This window comes from Pseudomonas sp. P39-UII1 (assembly GCF_039672635.1).
Classification (GTDB): Bacteria; Pseudomonadota; Gammaproteobacteria; order Pseudomonadales; family Pseudomonadaceae; genus Aquipseudomonas.
On sequence record NZ_JBDFPP010000030.1, the window covers coordinates 39,918 to 52,993 of the forward strand.

Annotated in this window: 14 protein-coding genes and 1 pseudogene; 10 read left to right on the forward strand and 5 right to left on the reverse strand. The window is 57.4% G+C overall.

Translation table 11 applies throughout. The features are described from left to right. Nucleotides 1-511 precede the first annotated feature (511 nt). The gene (locus tag ABEH27_RS23765; protein ID WP_346615909.1) at nt 512-772 is read left to right on the forward strand and encodes an XRE family transcriptional regulator; all 261 of its coding nucleotides are present in this window, start codon (nt 512-514) and stop codon (nt 770-772) included. A gap of 25 nt (nt 773-797) precedes the next feature. On the opposite strand, the gene ABEH27_RS23770 is transcribed toward ABEH27_RS23765, so the two are convergent. Further along, a complete protein-coding gene (locus ABEH27_RS23770) occupies nt 798-1,193 on the reverse strand; it encodes a type II toxin-antitoxin system RelE/ParE family toxin (protein WP_346615910.1) in 396 nt (131 codons plus the stop codon). Nucleotides 1,194-1,779: 586 nt separating this feature from the next. Here ABEH27_RS23770 and ABEH27_RS23775 point away from each other — a divergent pair. The 6 genes and pseudogenes from ABEH27_RS23775 to ABEH27_RS23800 form a co-directional block, all read left to right on the forward strand. Beyond that, a pseudogene (locus tag ABEH27_RS23775) lies at nt 1,780-1,908 on the forward strand (maturase); the annotation flags it as partial. Next, complete coding sequence (locus ABEH27_RS23780; RefSeq protein WP_346615911.1) at nt 1,892-2,101, forward strand: hypothetical protein; 210 nt, start codon at nt 1,892-1,894, stop codon at nt 2,099-2,101. The pseudogene ABEH27_RS23775 and the gene ABEH27_RS23780, both read left to right, overlap by 17 nt. Beyond that, complete coding sequence (locus ABEH27_RS23785; protein WP_346615912.1) at nt 2,094-2,216, forward strand: hypothetical protein; 123 nt, start codon at nt 2,094-2,096, stop codon at nt 2,214-2,216. The genes ABEH27_RS23780 and ABEH27_RS23785 overlap by 8 nt, the downstream gene beginning before the upstream one ends. A 198-nt stretch (nt 2,217-2,414) precedes the next feature. After that, nucleotides 2,415-3,218 carry a hypothetical protein gene (locus ABEH27_RS23790; RefSeq protein WP_346615913.1) on the forward strand — a complete coding sequence of 268 codons (804 nt, stop codon included), beginning with the start codon at nt 2,415-2,417 and terminating at the stop codon, nt 3,216-3,218. 18 nt (nt 3,219-3,236) lie between these two features. Further along, the gene (locus ABEH27_RS23795) at nt 3,237-3,773 is read left to right on the forward strand and encodes a hypothetical protein (RefSeq protein ID WP_346615914.1); all 537 of its coding nucleotides are present in this window, start codon (nt 3,237-3,239) and stop codon (nt 3,771-3,773) included. 262 nt (nt 3,774-4,035) lie between these two features. Further along, the gene (locus ABEH27_RS23800) at nt 4,036-4,845 is read left to right on the forward strand and encodes an abortive infection family protein (protein ID WP_346615915.1); all 810 of its coding nucleotides are present in this window, start codon (nt 4,036-4,038) and stop codon (nt 4,843-4,845) included. A 59-nt stretch (nt 4,846-4,904) separates the two neighbouring features. Here ABEH27_RS23800 and ABEH27_RS23805 read toward each other — a convergent pair whose 3' ends face one another. Together ABEH27_RS23805 and ABEH27_RS23810 are read right to left on the reverse strand one after the other, a co-directional pair. Beyond that, nucleotides 4,905-5,591, reverse strand: a complete 687-nt coding sequence (locus ABEH27_RS23805; protein ID WP_346615916.1) for a hypothetical protein — start codon at nt 5,589-5,591, stop codon at nt 4,905-4,907. A 945-nt stretch (nt 5,592-6,536) separates the two neighbouring features. Beyond that, nucleotides 6,537-6,755: a hypothetical protein gene (locus ABEH27_RS23810; RefSeq protein WP_346615917.1), complete on the reverse strand. Its 219-nt coding sequence runs from the start codon at nt 6,753-6,755 to the stop codon at nt 6,537-6,539. 573 nt (nt 6,756-7,328) lie between these two features. On the opposite strand from ABEH27_RS23810, the gene ABEH27_RS23815 reads away from it, so the two are divergent. Then, a complete protein-coding gene (locus tag ABEH27_RS23815; RefSeq protein WP_346615918.1) occupies nt 7,329-7,559 on the forward strand; it encodes a hypothetical protein in 231 nt (76 codons plus the stop codon). Between the two features lie 80 nt (nt 7,560-7,639). Next, nucleotides 7,640-8,440 carry a class I SAM-dependent methyltransferase gene (locus tag ABEH27_RS23820; RefSeq protein ID WP_346615919.1) on the forward strand — a complete coding sequence of 267 codons (801 nt, stop codon included), beginning with the start codon at nt 7,640-7,642 and terminating at the stop codon, nt 8,438-8,440. 61 nt (nt 8,441-8,501) lie between these two features. Here the strand turns inward: ABEH27_RS23820 and ABEH27_RS23825 are convergent, their stop codons facing one another. Continuing rightward, nucleotides 8,502-9,887: a gluconate:H+ symporter gene (locus ABEH27_RS23825; RefSeq protein WP_346615920.1), complete on the reverse strand. Its 1,386-nt coding sequence runs from the start codon at nt 9,885-9,887 to the stop codon at nt 8,502-8,504. A gap of 433 nt (nt 9,888-10,320) precedes the next feature. Here ABEH27_RS23825 and ABEH27_RS23830 point away from each other — a divergent pair, with 433 nt between their 5' ends. Continuing rightward, the gene (locus ABEH27_RS23830) at nt 10,321-11,256 is read left to right on the forward strand and encodes a malate dehydrogenase (RefSeq protein ID WP_346615921.1); all 936 of its coding nucleotides are present in this window, start codon (nt 10,321-10,323) and stop codon (nt 11,254-11,256) included. Nucleotides 11,257-11,876: 620 nt separating this feature from the next. Here the strand turns inward: ABEH27_RS23830 and ABEH27_RS23835 are convergent. Then, a complete protein-coding gene (locus ABEH27_RS23835; RefSeq protein ID WP_346615922.1) occupies nt 11,877-12,833 on the reverse strand; it encodes an arsenic resistance protein in 957 nt (318 codons plus the stop codon). Nucleotides 12,834-13,076 lie beyond the last annotated feature (243 nt).

Genomic DNA, 13,076 nt, shown 5'->3' on the forward strand with positions numbered 1-13,076 from the left:
GACATGTTCGGCGGCGGTCACTACGGCACGGTGAAGGCACACTGTGATCGGTGGCAGGAATTCGTTAAGTGGCGCCGCTCCGAACGGGGATCTGGGACGGGCCAACGTTCAGCCAGGTGTGCGACGCTATCGATATGGGAAGCTACACGGCCAAATCAACGAGCTTAGGATCGTGTTTGCAGGCGCCGAAGGAGAGGTTGGTAAAGATGAAGAAGAAGCCCTGCTATGACCGAAGCGAACCACAATCTGTAGTGGTCCACCGAAACATCAACCCGATAGGTGGTGGAAAAGATCGGAGTAAACGCTTGCATTGGTTACAAAAACTGATAACCTCTTTTCTGTAGGCTTCAAAGCCGGATGCATGCCCCATAGGGATCATCGGTTTTCCCGTTAGTGAAGCGTAGTGCTTCCCGTATCATTACACGTTCGTAACCTCCGCCTCGCAGAGGGACGTCAAGCTATGAATCAGAACCTATTCGAACTATTCACAACCGATCCAGTTGAATACAACATGAAGCACCTGAAAACTCAGTTGTTCATGTCGTTAATCGCATTGATCAGGCAAAAAGGGTGGTCACAAGCTGACGCAGCCAGGGAGCTGCACGTTAGCGCGCCACGCATGAGCAACCTATTCAAGGGTTATCTGGAGAAATTCTCCATCGATACACTACTAGAAATGCTCGTGCGCATCGGATACAAGCTGGAAACGGACTTCGTGCCGGACCAGCCCGAGCAGCCCCTGCGCATGACACTAAAAAAGGCGATGCTGTAAAAGCCATCGCCTGAAAGTAGCCTTATTACTGTTGCTTCTTCTCCTTTGCGTCCGCCTGGCGCAAGGTCTTCAAGCGTTCTCTCACCACGTTGGCGATTTGGCGATCGCTTCCGTTGGTGGTCTTCTCGGTCGCGTGCAGCACCACGATCTTGCCTTTCACTGTGGTGGTGTAGATCACGCGCCACGCCGGGCTGCCATTGATGATCAGCTCGTACGTGCCGTGCCCCAGCGACTCACCCAGGTGCTTCACATCGCACGCGGGGTCGAGGTGGTTCATCATCAGGTACAAGCTGTTGACGAACCGTTCGCGGTGGCGTTCGGGGACCTTCTCCAGCTCTTTGAAAGCGCGCTGGGGGTGGAACTCGATTTTCAGCGGGGTTTTAGCGGCGGTTTCGGGTGTAGCGTTCTGCGTCTTGGCCATTAGGCACCTCATATTGGATTAGGAATTGCAGTAGGGTTTTCATCACTCATGCCTCTTAGGCTGATTAATTAATTGCCCGGTGAACGTTCGCCGGGCGATTAGTCAGGTACGTGAAGGCACGTACCTATAGTCATTCTTACAAAAACTGATAACTCGCGCAACTTAATTCCGCTGCGCTTGTCATAAATAGTTCGTACTGATTAAGAAATGTCCACTTGTCAACTTTAATAGTTGAGTGAATTGATAGGATTTAGTTGGTTCTTACAAGCCAGCGGGGTCTGCTTGAACCACGCCGGGTACTACCGAAGATGGCTCGCCGTGGCCGCTGCATACCCTGGGCTGGACGCAGGACGGTGCACCCGTCGATCCGAAGCCGATCGGGTGAGTCCCGCTGCCGGGATCCTGTCGATAAGATGATTTATGTTCACTCAAGGCTCCCGTATCGACAGATGCGGGGCCTTTTTGTGGTGCGCCAGGCATGGCGCGTTGCGCGTTAGTGCAACCAGCTTGGCTGTGGTGGCCTCGTTGGTGACTTGGAGGTGGAAGCCCTCTACACACCCGGCAAGGGGAAGTGTTAGCCAGAGGCAGGCACAAACTTCGCTGTGTCATCTGGCGTCAATGGAAACAAGCCTGCACGAAGGAGTGTTGCCTTATGCGCCTGGGGTTTAGCCAATAGCGAGCCTGTAAGTCAGCCTTTAATGACCGAGGCCCATAGTGGAACTCGGGAGCTGGTCGGTCGCTACCTTGGCGTGGACCTGCCCATGGGCGTTGACCTGACCAGCGCGGTGGTCGCGCTGCCGGACGGCACGGTGCTGGAAGGTGCGGTGCAGGAAATTTCCGCAACCGGCGACTATTTCGAGGCTGTGGCCGTCGGCTTGCACGGTGACGCGGGCGAGCGTTATGCGTAACGGCATCGACCTGCCGGCCAGGCTGTTATTGCCGGCGGCTTATGAGGCGGCGCTGCTCAGGCGCCTGCAGGATATCGACCGAGCGAACAGCCTGGCCAACTGCCTGATCGCCTAGGCGCGCGCAGGAGGCATGGTGGTCACCCACGGCCTCCGGGCCGGCTGCTACGACCCGTTTGACGGAACTGAATGCGCAGTCTTCAGGTCAGGTCGAGCGTCGATTCTCTTTCCCTATCCCAAGCCCAGAATGTCAGGCATTATCGAGCCGGATCGCTATGGCGATTTGCCAGTTGCCTAGGTGAGGCGGAGAGTCAGGATGAAGGATTCGTTTTCAAGGCGTCACGGTTTCTCGCAGGTCGATGAAGCCGAAATCACCGTACGAGAAGATGCACCGCAAGCACTGCGGGAATACCTGATTCAAATGAGCTACGACTGTGGTCTCAAGCCCTCAGAACTGCGCCAAATCATCTGCCAGACATTGAAGGTCTTGCCCGACAAACAGAACTGGAGTGAGAGGCCCAATATTCACGAGGAAAACGTTCAGCGGCTTGAGCAGTGCAAGTGGTTCAAGGTGTATGACGTCATTGAGCGGCTCGATGATTACTTCGGCAACCGCAATTACGACGGCGACGTGTACGAGCATTTTGCGACTGAGCTGAACGAGTTCTTCATCGAGCACGGCATCGGCTGGAAACTGCTGGGTGGCCGCATTGAAATGCGTGGCTCTGAATCCTTTGAGCAGGTTTTGACCTCGGCGAAAGAAACAGAGCATCAACATGGGCACGTCACGGCCAGCAAGGAATTGCACCAGGCGATTGCTGATCTCTCACGCCGACCGTCTCCAGACCCGACAGGGGCGATACAGCATGCCATGGCTTCGCTGGAGTGCGTCGCTCGGCAGGTCACTGGCGACCAACAAGCGACCCTCGGGAAGATCATGAATGATTCCCGAGCACTGATCCCAGCGCCATTGGATCAGGCTGTCATCAAAACCTGGGCGTATGCCTCGGAGTTCGGGCGGCACATCCAGGAATGGCGTGAGCCTTCTTTCGAAGACGCAGAGCTCGTAGTTGGCCTATGCGCCTCGGTCAGCAGCTATTTGATCAAGAAATCGAAGTGACTTAAGAAGGCTCACAAGATGATCTGGGAGAGCTGGTATTGGAAACAACCGCTGCTAGAGATGGCAGATCGTCTTGAGCACCTCAAAACGTCCAGTGCACTGTCTGATGAAGAGCTTGCTCAGGTCGAGCGCGACATTTTTATTGGCTTCTACTCGGTCAGGAAGCTCCTAGAGGCTCCTGCCAAGATCACCGACAAGATCCGCCACCGTTCTATCCCTCTTCATAAGCACCCAAACCTGAAGCGGGTGACATGGCGTAACAACCATCGCCTAGATGAGCTCTACGACCTCTCCAAGGCCGGCCAGGAAGGGCGAGACGTGATGTTTGTGTGCGGGCGGATCATTCATAGCTTCGTATTCGCTCCCTGTATGTCGGAGGGTGGCGGACTGATCGGTGCATTCTTCAGCTCAGATCTCGACAAAGATAAATGCCTCTACTTCATCAGTATCGACGAGGTAATTTCGTTATTTTGCCAGGTCGGGAATGACGACCCTTGTGACATTAAGTGGTCTCGTGATCCTGAGACAGGGAAAGAGACGCTTATCGTGAAGTGACCGCCGCGATGAGAGCCAGGTGGATGGGAGTTCAGTTGATCGCGTAGCGGCGGTCGGTGGACGGTGCTGCATCCGTCGCGTGATTCCTGGCTGACCTAATTGCCTTTGAGGTACGGCTACCGGGCGAGAAGTACGTTCTTCAGTTAACTAGTAACAGGAAGATGATGTGATAGGGAACATTTTCAACGTTTTTTCCCGCAGGAAGGAAAACCAGGCAGCAGTCAGAAAGCCGCTGACGCCAGGGTTCAGGCAACGGACGCTCATGCTGCTGCGCGACGCTGGTGGTGGGAGCCTTCTTCCGGCTCTTGAGCACCTTCATGGAAAACTGACCTACTTGGTGGGCCGAGTCTCTTTGAGCCAACGTCAGGGCCAGTCTCCTCAGGACGATACTTTGCATTTCCTTACCACGTGCAGCGATGCCCACTTTCTCGATGCAGTGGAGTACATCCTGCAGTCAGACGCACATATGTGCTTGGGCGGGCGGCAAGAGGACGTCGTGACTCGACTGAACGAGTTCTTGAGCGTCGATGACCTGCCTTACTTTGTCACCAAGCAGGTCTGGGAGCCTTGGCAGGGCGAGGATTTTCGCGGTAGCCAGACAATAAGGCTTCTCGAAGAATCAAAGGTGATCCCCAAGGACAGCCAGGTGATCCATGAAACGGCAATTGAGCCAGCACTTGAGTTGCTCCGGCAGCCCGCATTTCGCTACGCCAACACCGAGTTCATGGCCGCGCTTGAGGACTACAGGCACCTGAAATTCGGTGACTGTATCACCAAGTGCAACGCCAGTTATGAGAGCGTCATGAAAGTGATCTGCGGCCAGAAGCGTTTCGGCTACAGCGAGGGCGATAGCACTGGAAAACTTTTGAGAACCATCATGGCTCAGACACAGATGGAGGGCTTTTGGGAGACACCGCTGATGCTTGTGGGCACGCTTCGCAACAAGCTGAGTTCAGCCCATGGCGCAGGAGAAAATGCGAAGGTTGTGCCTGAGCATATCGCTAGGTATGCGATGAACCTGACGGCCTCAGCTATCGTGTTCCTTCACGATCAGGCCTACTCAGCTAAGTAGGCTCTGAAATCCTGCCAGGGTACTGGGGCCAGGATCTGTGAGCGGATTGGGGTCCCGGTCTAGGCAGGCTCGGGGGCTGGCGGGCAGTGATCACATCGCACAGCCTTGTTGATATAGGTAGGGATGTCGTGATGGAAGTCCCGAATTTTTGCCGGATGGTAGTGCGCTTTGATGCACTCTGCAGGAATGTCTGAGCGAACCACGTAGCTCGGTGACGACGATATGCCCAAAGGGCGTTTTGTTCGAAGCTGCCCCCATTCCGACAGGATAATTTTCGCTACATCCAGCTTCTGTGCAGGTGTAATGAGCTCGATCGGAACATCCACTTCCAGTACGGTCGGAATGCCAATTGTCCGCAGCCGGAGCCTGTAATCCTCGTCGTAACGTCCCCCGCCCAGCTTCGCTGCCAGTGCCAGGAGGTATTCGCTGCCGTTGATGATGTAGTGACCGAATTCCCTTACCATCTGGCGGTCATCCACGGACAGCCAAATCTTGCCCCGTTCACTTGACTCACGGTGCTTCATCTTCTCGATGGCCTGGTCGAGACTGGTCGGTGGTAGATCCGCAAAAAGCTGTCGAAATTTCTTAATTATAGAGTCGGCGTTCTGTCCCCGAAGCCCATGTTCGTAGTAGCTCGAAAGCGACTCAGGTCGGCAGCCGTGAAATGCTTTGAAATGGGTATAGAACGCGGACATCCGATCACAGAACTCTGGTACCAGGTCATCGTGATTCGGGAGCCAGTCCATGACGTCCGACCAGCACTGAGGGCTGCACTGCTCCAACACCTTTGCCAGACTCGGCGTCAGCAAAGGCTTTGCGTATGACCGGACGTGTTGTAACCAGGCGCGTCGGTTGCGCCAATCCAAAACTTTATGTGTCATTTCGACTATCTAGCTCCCTGCTGCCACTGTTGCATAAAAAGGCCCCGTGAGGAGCCCTTCGTTTGCACTCGAAGGTCGCACTGAGCCAGCCAGCTCTCGACTTCCTGTGCCTCGGACTGGGCTTTCCAGTCTGTTCGTATTTTTTGGTTGCCGCCCTTGGCCTCAACGACTTCACCAGAATGAATTGCCCCTGATTTCCAGGATACCTTCGACTGGCCCCTTTTGGCTGAAAGCAGGCATCCGTGAAGTCCGGTATGGGTGGATAGCTGCCATCTTCCAGAAGAGCCATAGGCTGACTTTGGCGAGTGTATGGCTCAACACCTCCCAACATCTTGTCGGTTTTTTTCACGATGCTCGGGAGTCTGAAAATAGGCTGAGGATAATATTAGAGATAAAGAGCTGTATCCTGAAGAATAATACCTATTGAATTCAGAGCCTTTCGTGTCGATTCGATTCCTGTCTCCGCACCATACAGATTGGCCAGCGGGTTATTTCTCGCTTGCTGGCTCCACAGAGAAACCCGCCTTGTGCGGGTTTTTTTGTACCTGTTTTTTCCCCGCTCATCTGCGTGCTTTTGACTCAAAGGAACCAGGTTTTCCACTTAATGTTGCGCGGTTTTTAGATAGTGGTTATCTGTTGATTCGGTTTTGGCTAACGTTTACGGGGGGGGAAGCCAAAATTTTTCCAGATAATGACTTCCCTGTTTTGCGCGAAGCCCGGGAGGAAGCGAGCTGTTTCAATGTGACTACGAAGGCTACGAAGCCAAGCGTTCAGAAAAGGCGGCGCATTTCCGGCACCGCCCCTGATGGTTCAGCCTTTGTTGGCGTTAAGCTTGCGTAGCTCTTCATAGGTGGCCGACTGGACAAACCAGAAGCCCGAAACGATGCACCAACTCAAGCTGCCCACTACGAAAATCCCCAAAGCAGGTAGGAACCCGCTGGTGAACAGGGCGATGAAAGCGAAAAGCCAGATCACGGCCAGGGAGACGTAGAGGACGGTGTTGTTGACGCTGATGACGAAGTCTTTCACAGGGCTTATTCCTTGCGGATGTCGATAATTACCCCTCCTGGGGCATCGCAGATGCTATCACATGGCCTGCATCGTGGGCTTGTTGCCCAAATGAACCTACCGTCGTGACCACTGGCCACCTTGGCATCAATCCTACGGCACGTGATGTTCTTTCGGACGGCGGAGAAACTTGCGGAATGAGGCTCAGAGGAATAAATTCTCCAGGTCGCAACTAATTCTGCGACCGGGTTTGGCGATCCGTACGAAAAGGCGCAACGGCGCCCCGATCACGATTGCAGGCGCTTTTTTTGCGTCCGCAGTTTCGTGTAATGGCGGCTGTGCGTGGGAGACCTTCGGGTCTGCCGGGTTCCTTTTCCTCGGTTCGCCAACCTGCGTACAGCTGCCACCCTAACCGTTTGGCGACGGTCAGCGTGGTGCTTTAACCGAAAAGGACCTCATGCATGCTTATCGTAAGGCTATCAAGGATCCTCGCATCCGTTCTCCGCCGCCGTCCCGCGCCGGCGCCCAAGCCTCACCGTTTCTATCCCATTTACGATCCATCCCGTCCCACCTGCCCACCGAAGCAGGTGCCCCATGACTGACCTCGAACGCTTATCCACAATCCAGAGCTACGCGTGGACCCTAGAGTTGCTCGGCGAGGCCTTGGTACAGCACGACGAAATGCTCGAGTGCGAACATAACCCGCACCTGAGCTTCCGCAACACTGCAGGTATTCACCAGGCGATCCGCATCATCAGCCGGCTGGCCAGTGAGCAATGCGGCAAGATGATCGATCCCAACGACGTGTGTGATCCAGCCGATTGAAGCAGGCACCGCTGCCGCCAGCCAAGCGCTGGCGCAGCTGCTAATGTCAGACACCTCAACAATCAAAGCTGAGGTTCAAGATGGTTTCGCACAAGGATGTCATCGCCAGCAACCGTGACGCGTGGAATGCCTCCGCCGACCATCACCGGCGCAGCGCTGAGTGGGCTCGACTAACCGACGCAGTGGCGGACAAGGGCTTTTCCTGCCTCGATTCGACCCTTACTGAACAGTTGAACCAAGTAGGCCTGACGGGAAAGGCCGTCATCCAGTTGGGCTGCAACAATGGCCGCGAAGCACTATCGCTGTTTGCCCTCGGCGCACTGGAAGTGATGGGTGTCGATCAGTCTTCGGAATTTCTCAAGCAGGCGCATGAGCTGGCCGAGAGATCCCAGTATTCACCCGAGTTCGTCGAGGCAGATATTCACGAGTTGCCGGCAACGCTCAACGAACGCTTCGATGTCGCCTTGATCACCATCGGTGTTGTGAACTGGATGCCCGACCTCGGTCTGTTCTTCAGCCACGTTGCCAGGACGCTGAAACCGGGCGGGAAGTTGGTGATATACGAGACGCACCCGTTTCTGGAAATGCTCGATCCCGAAGCCAGCGACCCTTGGCGCATCAGCACGTCCTACTTCCAGGCCGAGCCGCTGGTCGAGTCCGTCGCCATTGTCTACGAAGGCAAGGGCGAGGCGAACGGGCAGCAGTCTTACTGGCATGTGCACCGGCTGAGCGATCAGCTCATGGGTGTCGTTGGTGCGGGGCTGAGGCTTTGCGCATTCAATGAATACGCGCATTCCAATCGGGAGGATCTTTACGACGTCTACACGCAGGGAGAGGCGCAGATACCCATGTGTTACGCCCTGGTAGCAGAGAAACTGTGAGGCGGCAGGGGGCTGCTATGCAGCCCATCGCCGGCAAGCCAGCTCCCGCCGGGCATCCGGTTCAACCCACTGTAATCGCCGCGTTCAACACCAACACCACGATCAAGCCAACCACTGCCACGATGGACTGAACCACCGAGATGGTCTTGGTCGCTTCGCCCATGGTCATGCCGAAGGACTCCTTCACCATCCAGAAGCCTGCATGGTTGGCATAGTTGAAGAACAGCGAACCGCAGCCGATGGACAAGGCCAGCAAAGGCAGGTTGAGGCTAGGGTCTGCACCTGCAAGCGGCGCCAGCAGGCCGGCAGCCCCGACGATACCCACCGTGGCGGAACCGGTAGACACCGAGAGCAACATCGCGATCAGCCACCCCAGGATCAGGGGAGGGAAGGCAGATTGCTGGGTCAGGTGCACAATGGCATCGCCAACCTTGGCGCTGGTCAGCATCTCCTGGAAGGCGCCGCCGCCGGCGATGATCATGATGATGGAGGCGATAGGCTTGAGGCTTTTGCCCAGCGCATCGCGCAGCTGATCTGCGTCGCCGCCGCGCGCCAGTACCAGGCTCGCACCGGCGAACAGCACGCCCAGCAACATGGCGATCAGCGGGTTGCCTAGGAAGCTGGCCATTTCCAGAATCGCATTGCCCTTGGGCAGCACCATCTCGGCGACCGCGTGCACCAGCATCAGGATCGCCGGTAGCAACGCGGCCAGCATGCCGATCAATACGCCGGGGCAGGGTTGGCCGTCGGCTTTTTCAGTCAGGGTGAACTGGTCGAGTAGAGCCTGGTCGGGCCGCGTGCTCATGCGCGGCGCAATGAACATGCCATACAGCGGGCCGCCCAGGATCATTGCCGGCATAGCCGCAAGGAAGCCATAGAGCATGGTGGGCCCAACCGAGGTCTTGAGCACGGCGATGGCGGTCAGGGGGCCTGGGTGCGGCGGTACCATGCCGTGCATGGCGGCAAGCGCCGAAATGACCGGCACACCTACATACACATACGCCGAGCCTTTGAAGCGCGCCTTGCTTTCCAGTTTGCGCGCCACGCTGAATATCAGCGGCAGCATGATCACCAGGCCGACTTCGAAAAACATGGGGATGCCAATGACGAAGGCAACCAGCATCATGGCCCAAGGGATCATGCGGTCGGAGGTGCGCTTGAGGATGACATCCGCGACCTGTTCCGTGACGCCAGCGTCAGCCAGGATCTTGCCGAGCATCGCACCCAGCGCAATCACCACCCCCACTGCGCCCAGTGTCTTGCCGGCGCCGGTGAGTAGGTGGGCGACGATGCTGCCTGGCGCCATATGCGTCGCGAAGCCCACGCCTATGGACACCACCAGCAAGGCCAGTAGCGGGTGCATTTTCAGGCGCGAAACGATGAGCGCCACCAGCACCAGAACACTGGCCAGTGCCGTCAGTAATAGCTGTATATCCAAGGGGGTCATTCAAGGAGTCTCGGTTGGGCTGGCGCTCGGGCTGCACTCAGGGTTTGAAGGCGTAACGGGCGTTTCCACGGGGCATGCCCAGGTGGCTGCCGTTGGGGCTGCTGCTACGGTTTCGAGGAAGGGAACGCGGCTTTGCGCTAGCTGCCGCTCACTGGCGGTCGCCTGGTAACGGAAGATGGGCAGCAGGGAGGCGTGGCGCTGAGGCCGACGGGCGGAGGTGTGGCGACGGGGCACTTGGGCAGTGTAGTCATCGGTTGATTCACCTTGTTGTATGGTCATCTATATGAATCTGGCCAAAGTATTTGCGCTGGCGTGGAATACTGTCAAGTGAAGGTCGTCGCATCGTCTTGGGTGGCCATTTAGCCCCGGCAGGCAATACTTCTCTCTATACGCAGGCGTGTTCCTGGTGGCGCGCGCCGCTGGGAGGTGTCTGGTGAACAAATTAACGATTGTGGGTGCCGGCCTGGTCGGCGAGGCGGCGGCGCAGATCATCGCCCGGGATGAGTTGTGCCGTGAGTTGGTGTTGATGGACGTGCAGGGTGAACTGGCGCAGGGCAAGGCGCTGGACGTTTGGCAGGCGGCTGTGGATTCAGGTTCCGATACCCATGTTCACGGCGGGGCCAAAGCCGAGATGCTGGAGGGTTCCGAGCTGGTGGTGATCACGGCGGGCGTGCCGCGCAAGCCCGGCCAGTCGCGGCAGGATGTATTGAGCACCAACCTGCCAATCCTCGACAGCATCATGGCGGATATCAAACACCACGCGCCGACAGCGACGGTGCTGGTGGTGTCCAACCCGGTCGATGTGCTCACCTACCGCGCTTGGCGCGTCAGCGGGCTAGGGCGCGACAAGGTCTTCGGGCAGGCGGGGGTGCTGGATACGGCGCGGATGAAGTGTTTCATCGCCGAGCAAACCGGGTTTTCTGCACGGGATATCACGGCGTTGGTGCTGGGCGGGCATGGCGACAGCATGGTGCCGCTCATGCGCTACTGCCAGATCGGCTCGGTGCCGCTGTCGCACTTCCTGTCCGATGAGCAGATTGAGCGAATCGTGGAGCGCACGCGCAAGGGTGGCGGTGAGATTCTCGGGTTGAAGAAGATAGGCAGTGCCTGCGATGCGCCGGGCGTCGCGATTGCGCAGATGGTGGATGCTATCGCCCATGGGCGAAACCGCATTCTGCCAGCGGTCGCGGTGCTGGAGGGCGAATACGGGCGAACCGGTATTGCCATGGGCGTCCCCTGCGTGCTGGCGCAGGAGGGGATTGCGCGGGTGATAGAGTTGCCGCTGGATGCGCATGAGCAGGCGATGTTCGATCATTCAGCCGATCAGGTTGTGCTTGATATTGCTGAGATTGGGAGTCAGTTCCCCTGACGGTATCGGGCACTTCTGTTAGTTCATACGAAATTTGAGGACGTTTCCTACGGCGATGAACCTTGCTCTGTATGAGCTGTGGGGACAAATTTCCCGAGTCGCGGCAAATTCCGTGACCGGGCGTAGGAAGCCGTTGGTAAACTTGGCGCACGCATTAGGCGCCCCCTGCACCGCAGCTGGCGCTTTTTTTGTGCCAGCCGTGCTGTGTCATGGCGGCTGTGTGTGGGCAGGCTTCGGCCTGGCCGGGTTTCCAAGTTTCCCGGTATTCCTACCCCATGCACAGCTGCCACCCAATCCCGTAGGAAGGATCGTGGCAGCTCCAACTAAAACTTGGAGTCTCATGTGCGAACACAACCCCCAGTTGAGTTTCCGAAACACGGCGGGTATCCATCAGGCGATCCGGATCATCAGTCGACTCGCCAGTGAGCAGTGTGGGAAAACAAGCCTGTTGCAGGGCGAAACTGGCGATGAAAAACGAAGCGGGTGAAGCGGTGTGTAGGCTAGAAACAGGCTACCGAGCAGTGTGGGAAGGCGGCTAGGCTCGGTGGGTATCTGTGGGATTTTGGGGCTGCTGCGCAGCCCTTTCGCGACGCAAGGCCGCTTGTGGTGGTGGGGTGGTGTTACGTGCGTAGTAGTGCGGGTACGGCGCGCACGTAGATCAACTCGAAGACCAACTCCACCAACGTCTGGGTGATGACCGCAGCGGCGGCCAGTGTGCGCATGTCTTCCGGCAGCGCCAGCGCCAGCGGCAACACCACCAGCGAATTGCGTGTGGCGGCGCTGAAGGTCACGGCGCGTGCTTCTGCCACCGGCAAACGAAACAGTCGCGCCGAAACAACCCCGAGCATCGGGGCCAACAACATGAAGCCGATGTACACCGGAATCACCGGCAGCAAGCGGCCGAAATCGCGTGATACCACGCCAATCTGCGAACCGATCACCGCCACCAGCACCGCTGCCATCGCTGGCACCGGCATCCACGCCCAAGCGTCGTTCCACCCCGAAACCAACCGCGAGCGACGAGCGCCTGCCGAGGTGAGCACGGCGAGGCTCAGCGGCACTACGATCAGCAGCACGAAGGCTTCCACGAACGGGGCAATGGCCATCGTTACCTGGCTGTCATCGCCGAGTATCAATGCCAGGTAAACCGGCAACAGCACCAATTGCACCAGCAGCAGCACAGGTGTGGCAGCGAGAGTCAGGCGGGAGTCGCCTTTGCCGATGTGGGTGAACACCACCACGTAGTCGATGCAGGGCGTCAGCAGCACCAGCAGTGCGCCGATGAGGATGGCCGGGTGGTCGACCAGGCCTCGGGTGGCCGCCCACACCAGCATGGGGACGAGGACGAAATTGGCGAGCAGCAGTGCGGCGATGAAGCGGCGGTTGCCCCAGCTCTGGCGCAGGTCGAGGAAGGGAATCTGCAGGAACATCGCGTACATCAACACGGCGATGGCGGGTGTGACCAGGGCTTCGAGATGGCGCGCGGTGTCCGCGGCCAGCAGGCCGAAGGCGATGGCGGCGAGTATCGCGGCGAAGTAGATCGGGATCTGCCGGGTTTCGAGTTGGTCTCTGGTCAAGGTGGGGCCTGTGCTCGGGGGTAAAAAGAGGACAGGGTAATACGTGATGTTTGAATTTTCGATTGTTCAGGAGGGGTTGGGGATGGCACGGGCTATGCCCGTGTTCGCGGGCAAGCTGAACTGGCTTAATGATCCCGGACACCTCTTAAGGGCGATATGATTCGCCCAATCAGGAGGTTCCATGCAAGAACGAAAGACCTATACCCGCGAGTTCAAGCAACGTGCTGCCAGCATGGTTCTTGA

Coding starts and splice junctions, on each gene's coding strand:
- ABEH27_RS23805 (WP_346615916.1), bottom strand. CDS start 5,591: ATGGACTGGCTCCCGAATCACGATGACCTGGTACCAGAGTTCTGTGAT.
- ABEH27_RS23770 (WP_346615910.1), bottom strand. CDS start 1,193: ATGGCCAAGACGCAGAACGCTACACCCGAAACCGCCGCTAAAACCCCG.
- ABEH27_RS23795 (WP_346615914.1), top strand. CDS start 3,237: ATGATCTGGGAGAGCTGGTATTGGAAACAACCGCTGCTAGAGATGGCA.
- ABEH27_RS23815 (WP_346615918.1), top strand. CDS start 7,329: ATGACTGACCTCGAACGCTTATCCACAATCCAGAGCTACGCGTGGACC.
- ABEH27_RS23785 (WP_346615912.1), top strand. CDS start 2,094: ATGCGTAACGGCATCGACCTGCCGGCCAGGCTGTTATTGCCGGCGGCT.
- ABEH27_RS23790 (WP_346615913.1), top strand. CDS start 2,415: ATGAAGGATTCGTTTTCAAGGCGTCACGGTTTCTCGCAGGTCGATGAA.
- ABEH27_RS23800 (WP_346615915.1), top strand. CDS start 4,036: ATGCTGCTGCGCGACGCTGGTGGTGGGAGCCTTCTTCCGGCTCTTGAG.
- ABEH27_RS23780 (WP_346615911.1), top strand. CDS start 1,892: ATGACCGAGGCCCATAGTGGAACTCGGGAGCTGGTCGGTCGCTACCTT.
- ABEH27_RS23820 (WP_346615919.1), top strand. CDS start 7,640: ATGGTTTCGCACAAGGATGTCATCGCCAGCAACCGTGACGCGTGGAAT.
- ABEH27_RS23765 (WP_346615909.1), top strand. CDS start 512: ATGAAGCACCTGAAAACTCAGTTGTTCATGTCGTTAATCGCATTGATC.
- ABEH27_RS23825 (WP_346615920.1), bottom strand. CDS start 9,887: ATGACCCCCTTGGATATACAGCTATTACTGACGGCACTGGCCAGTGTT.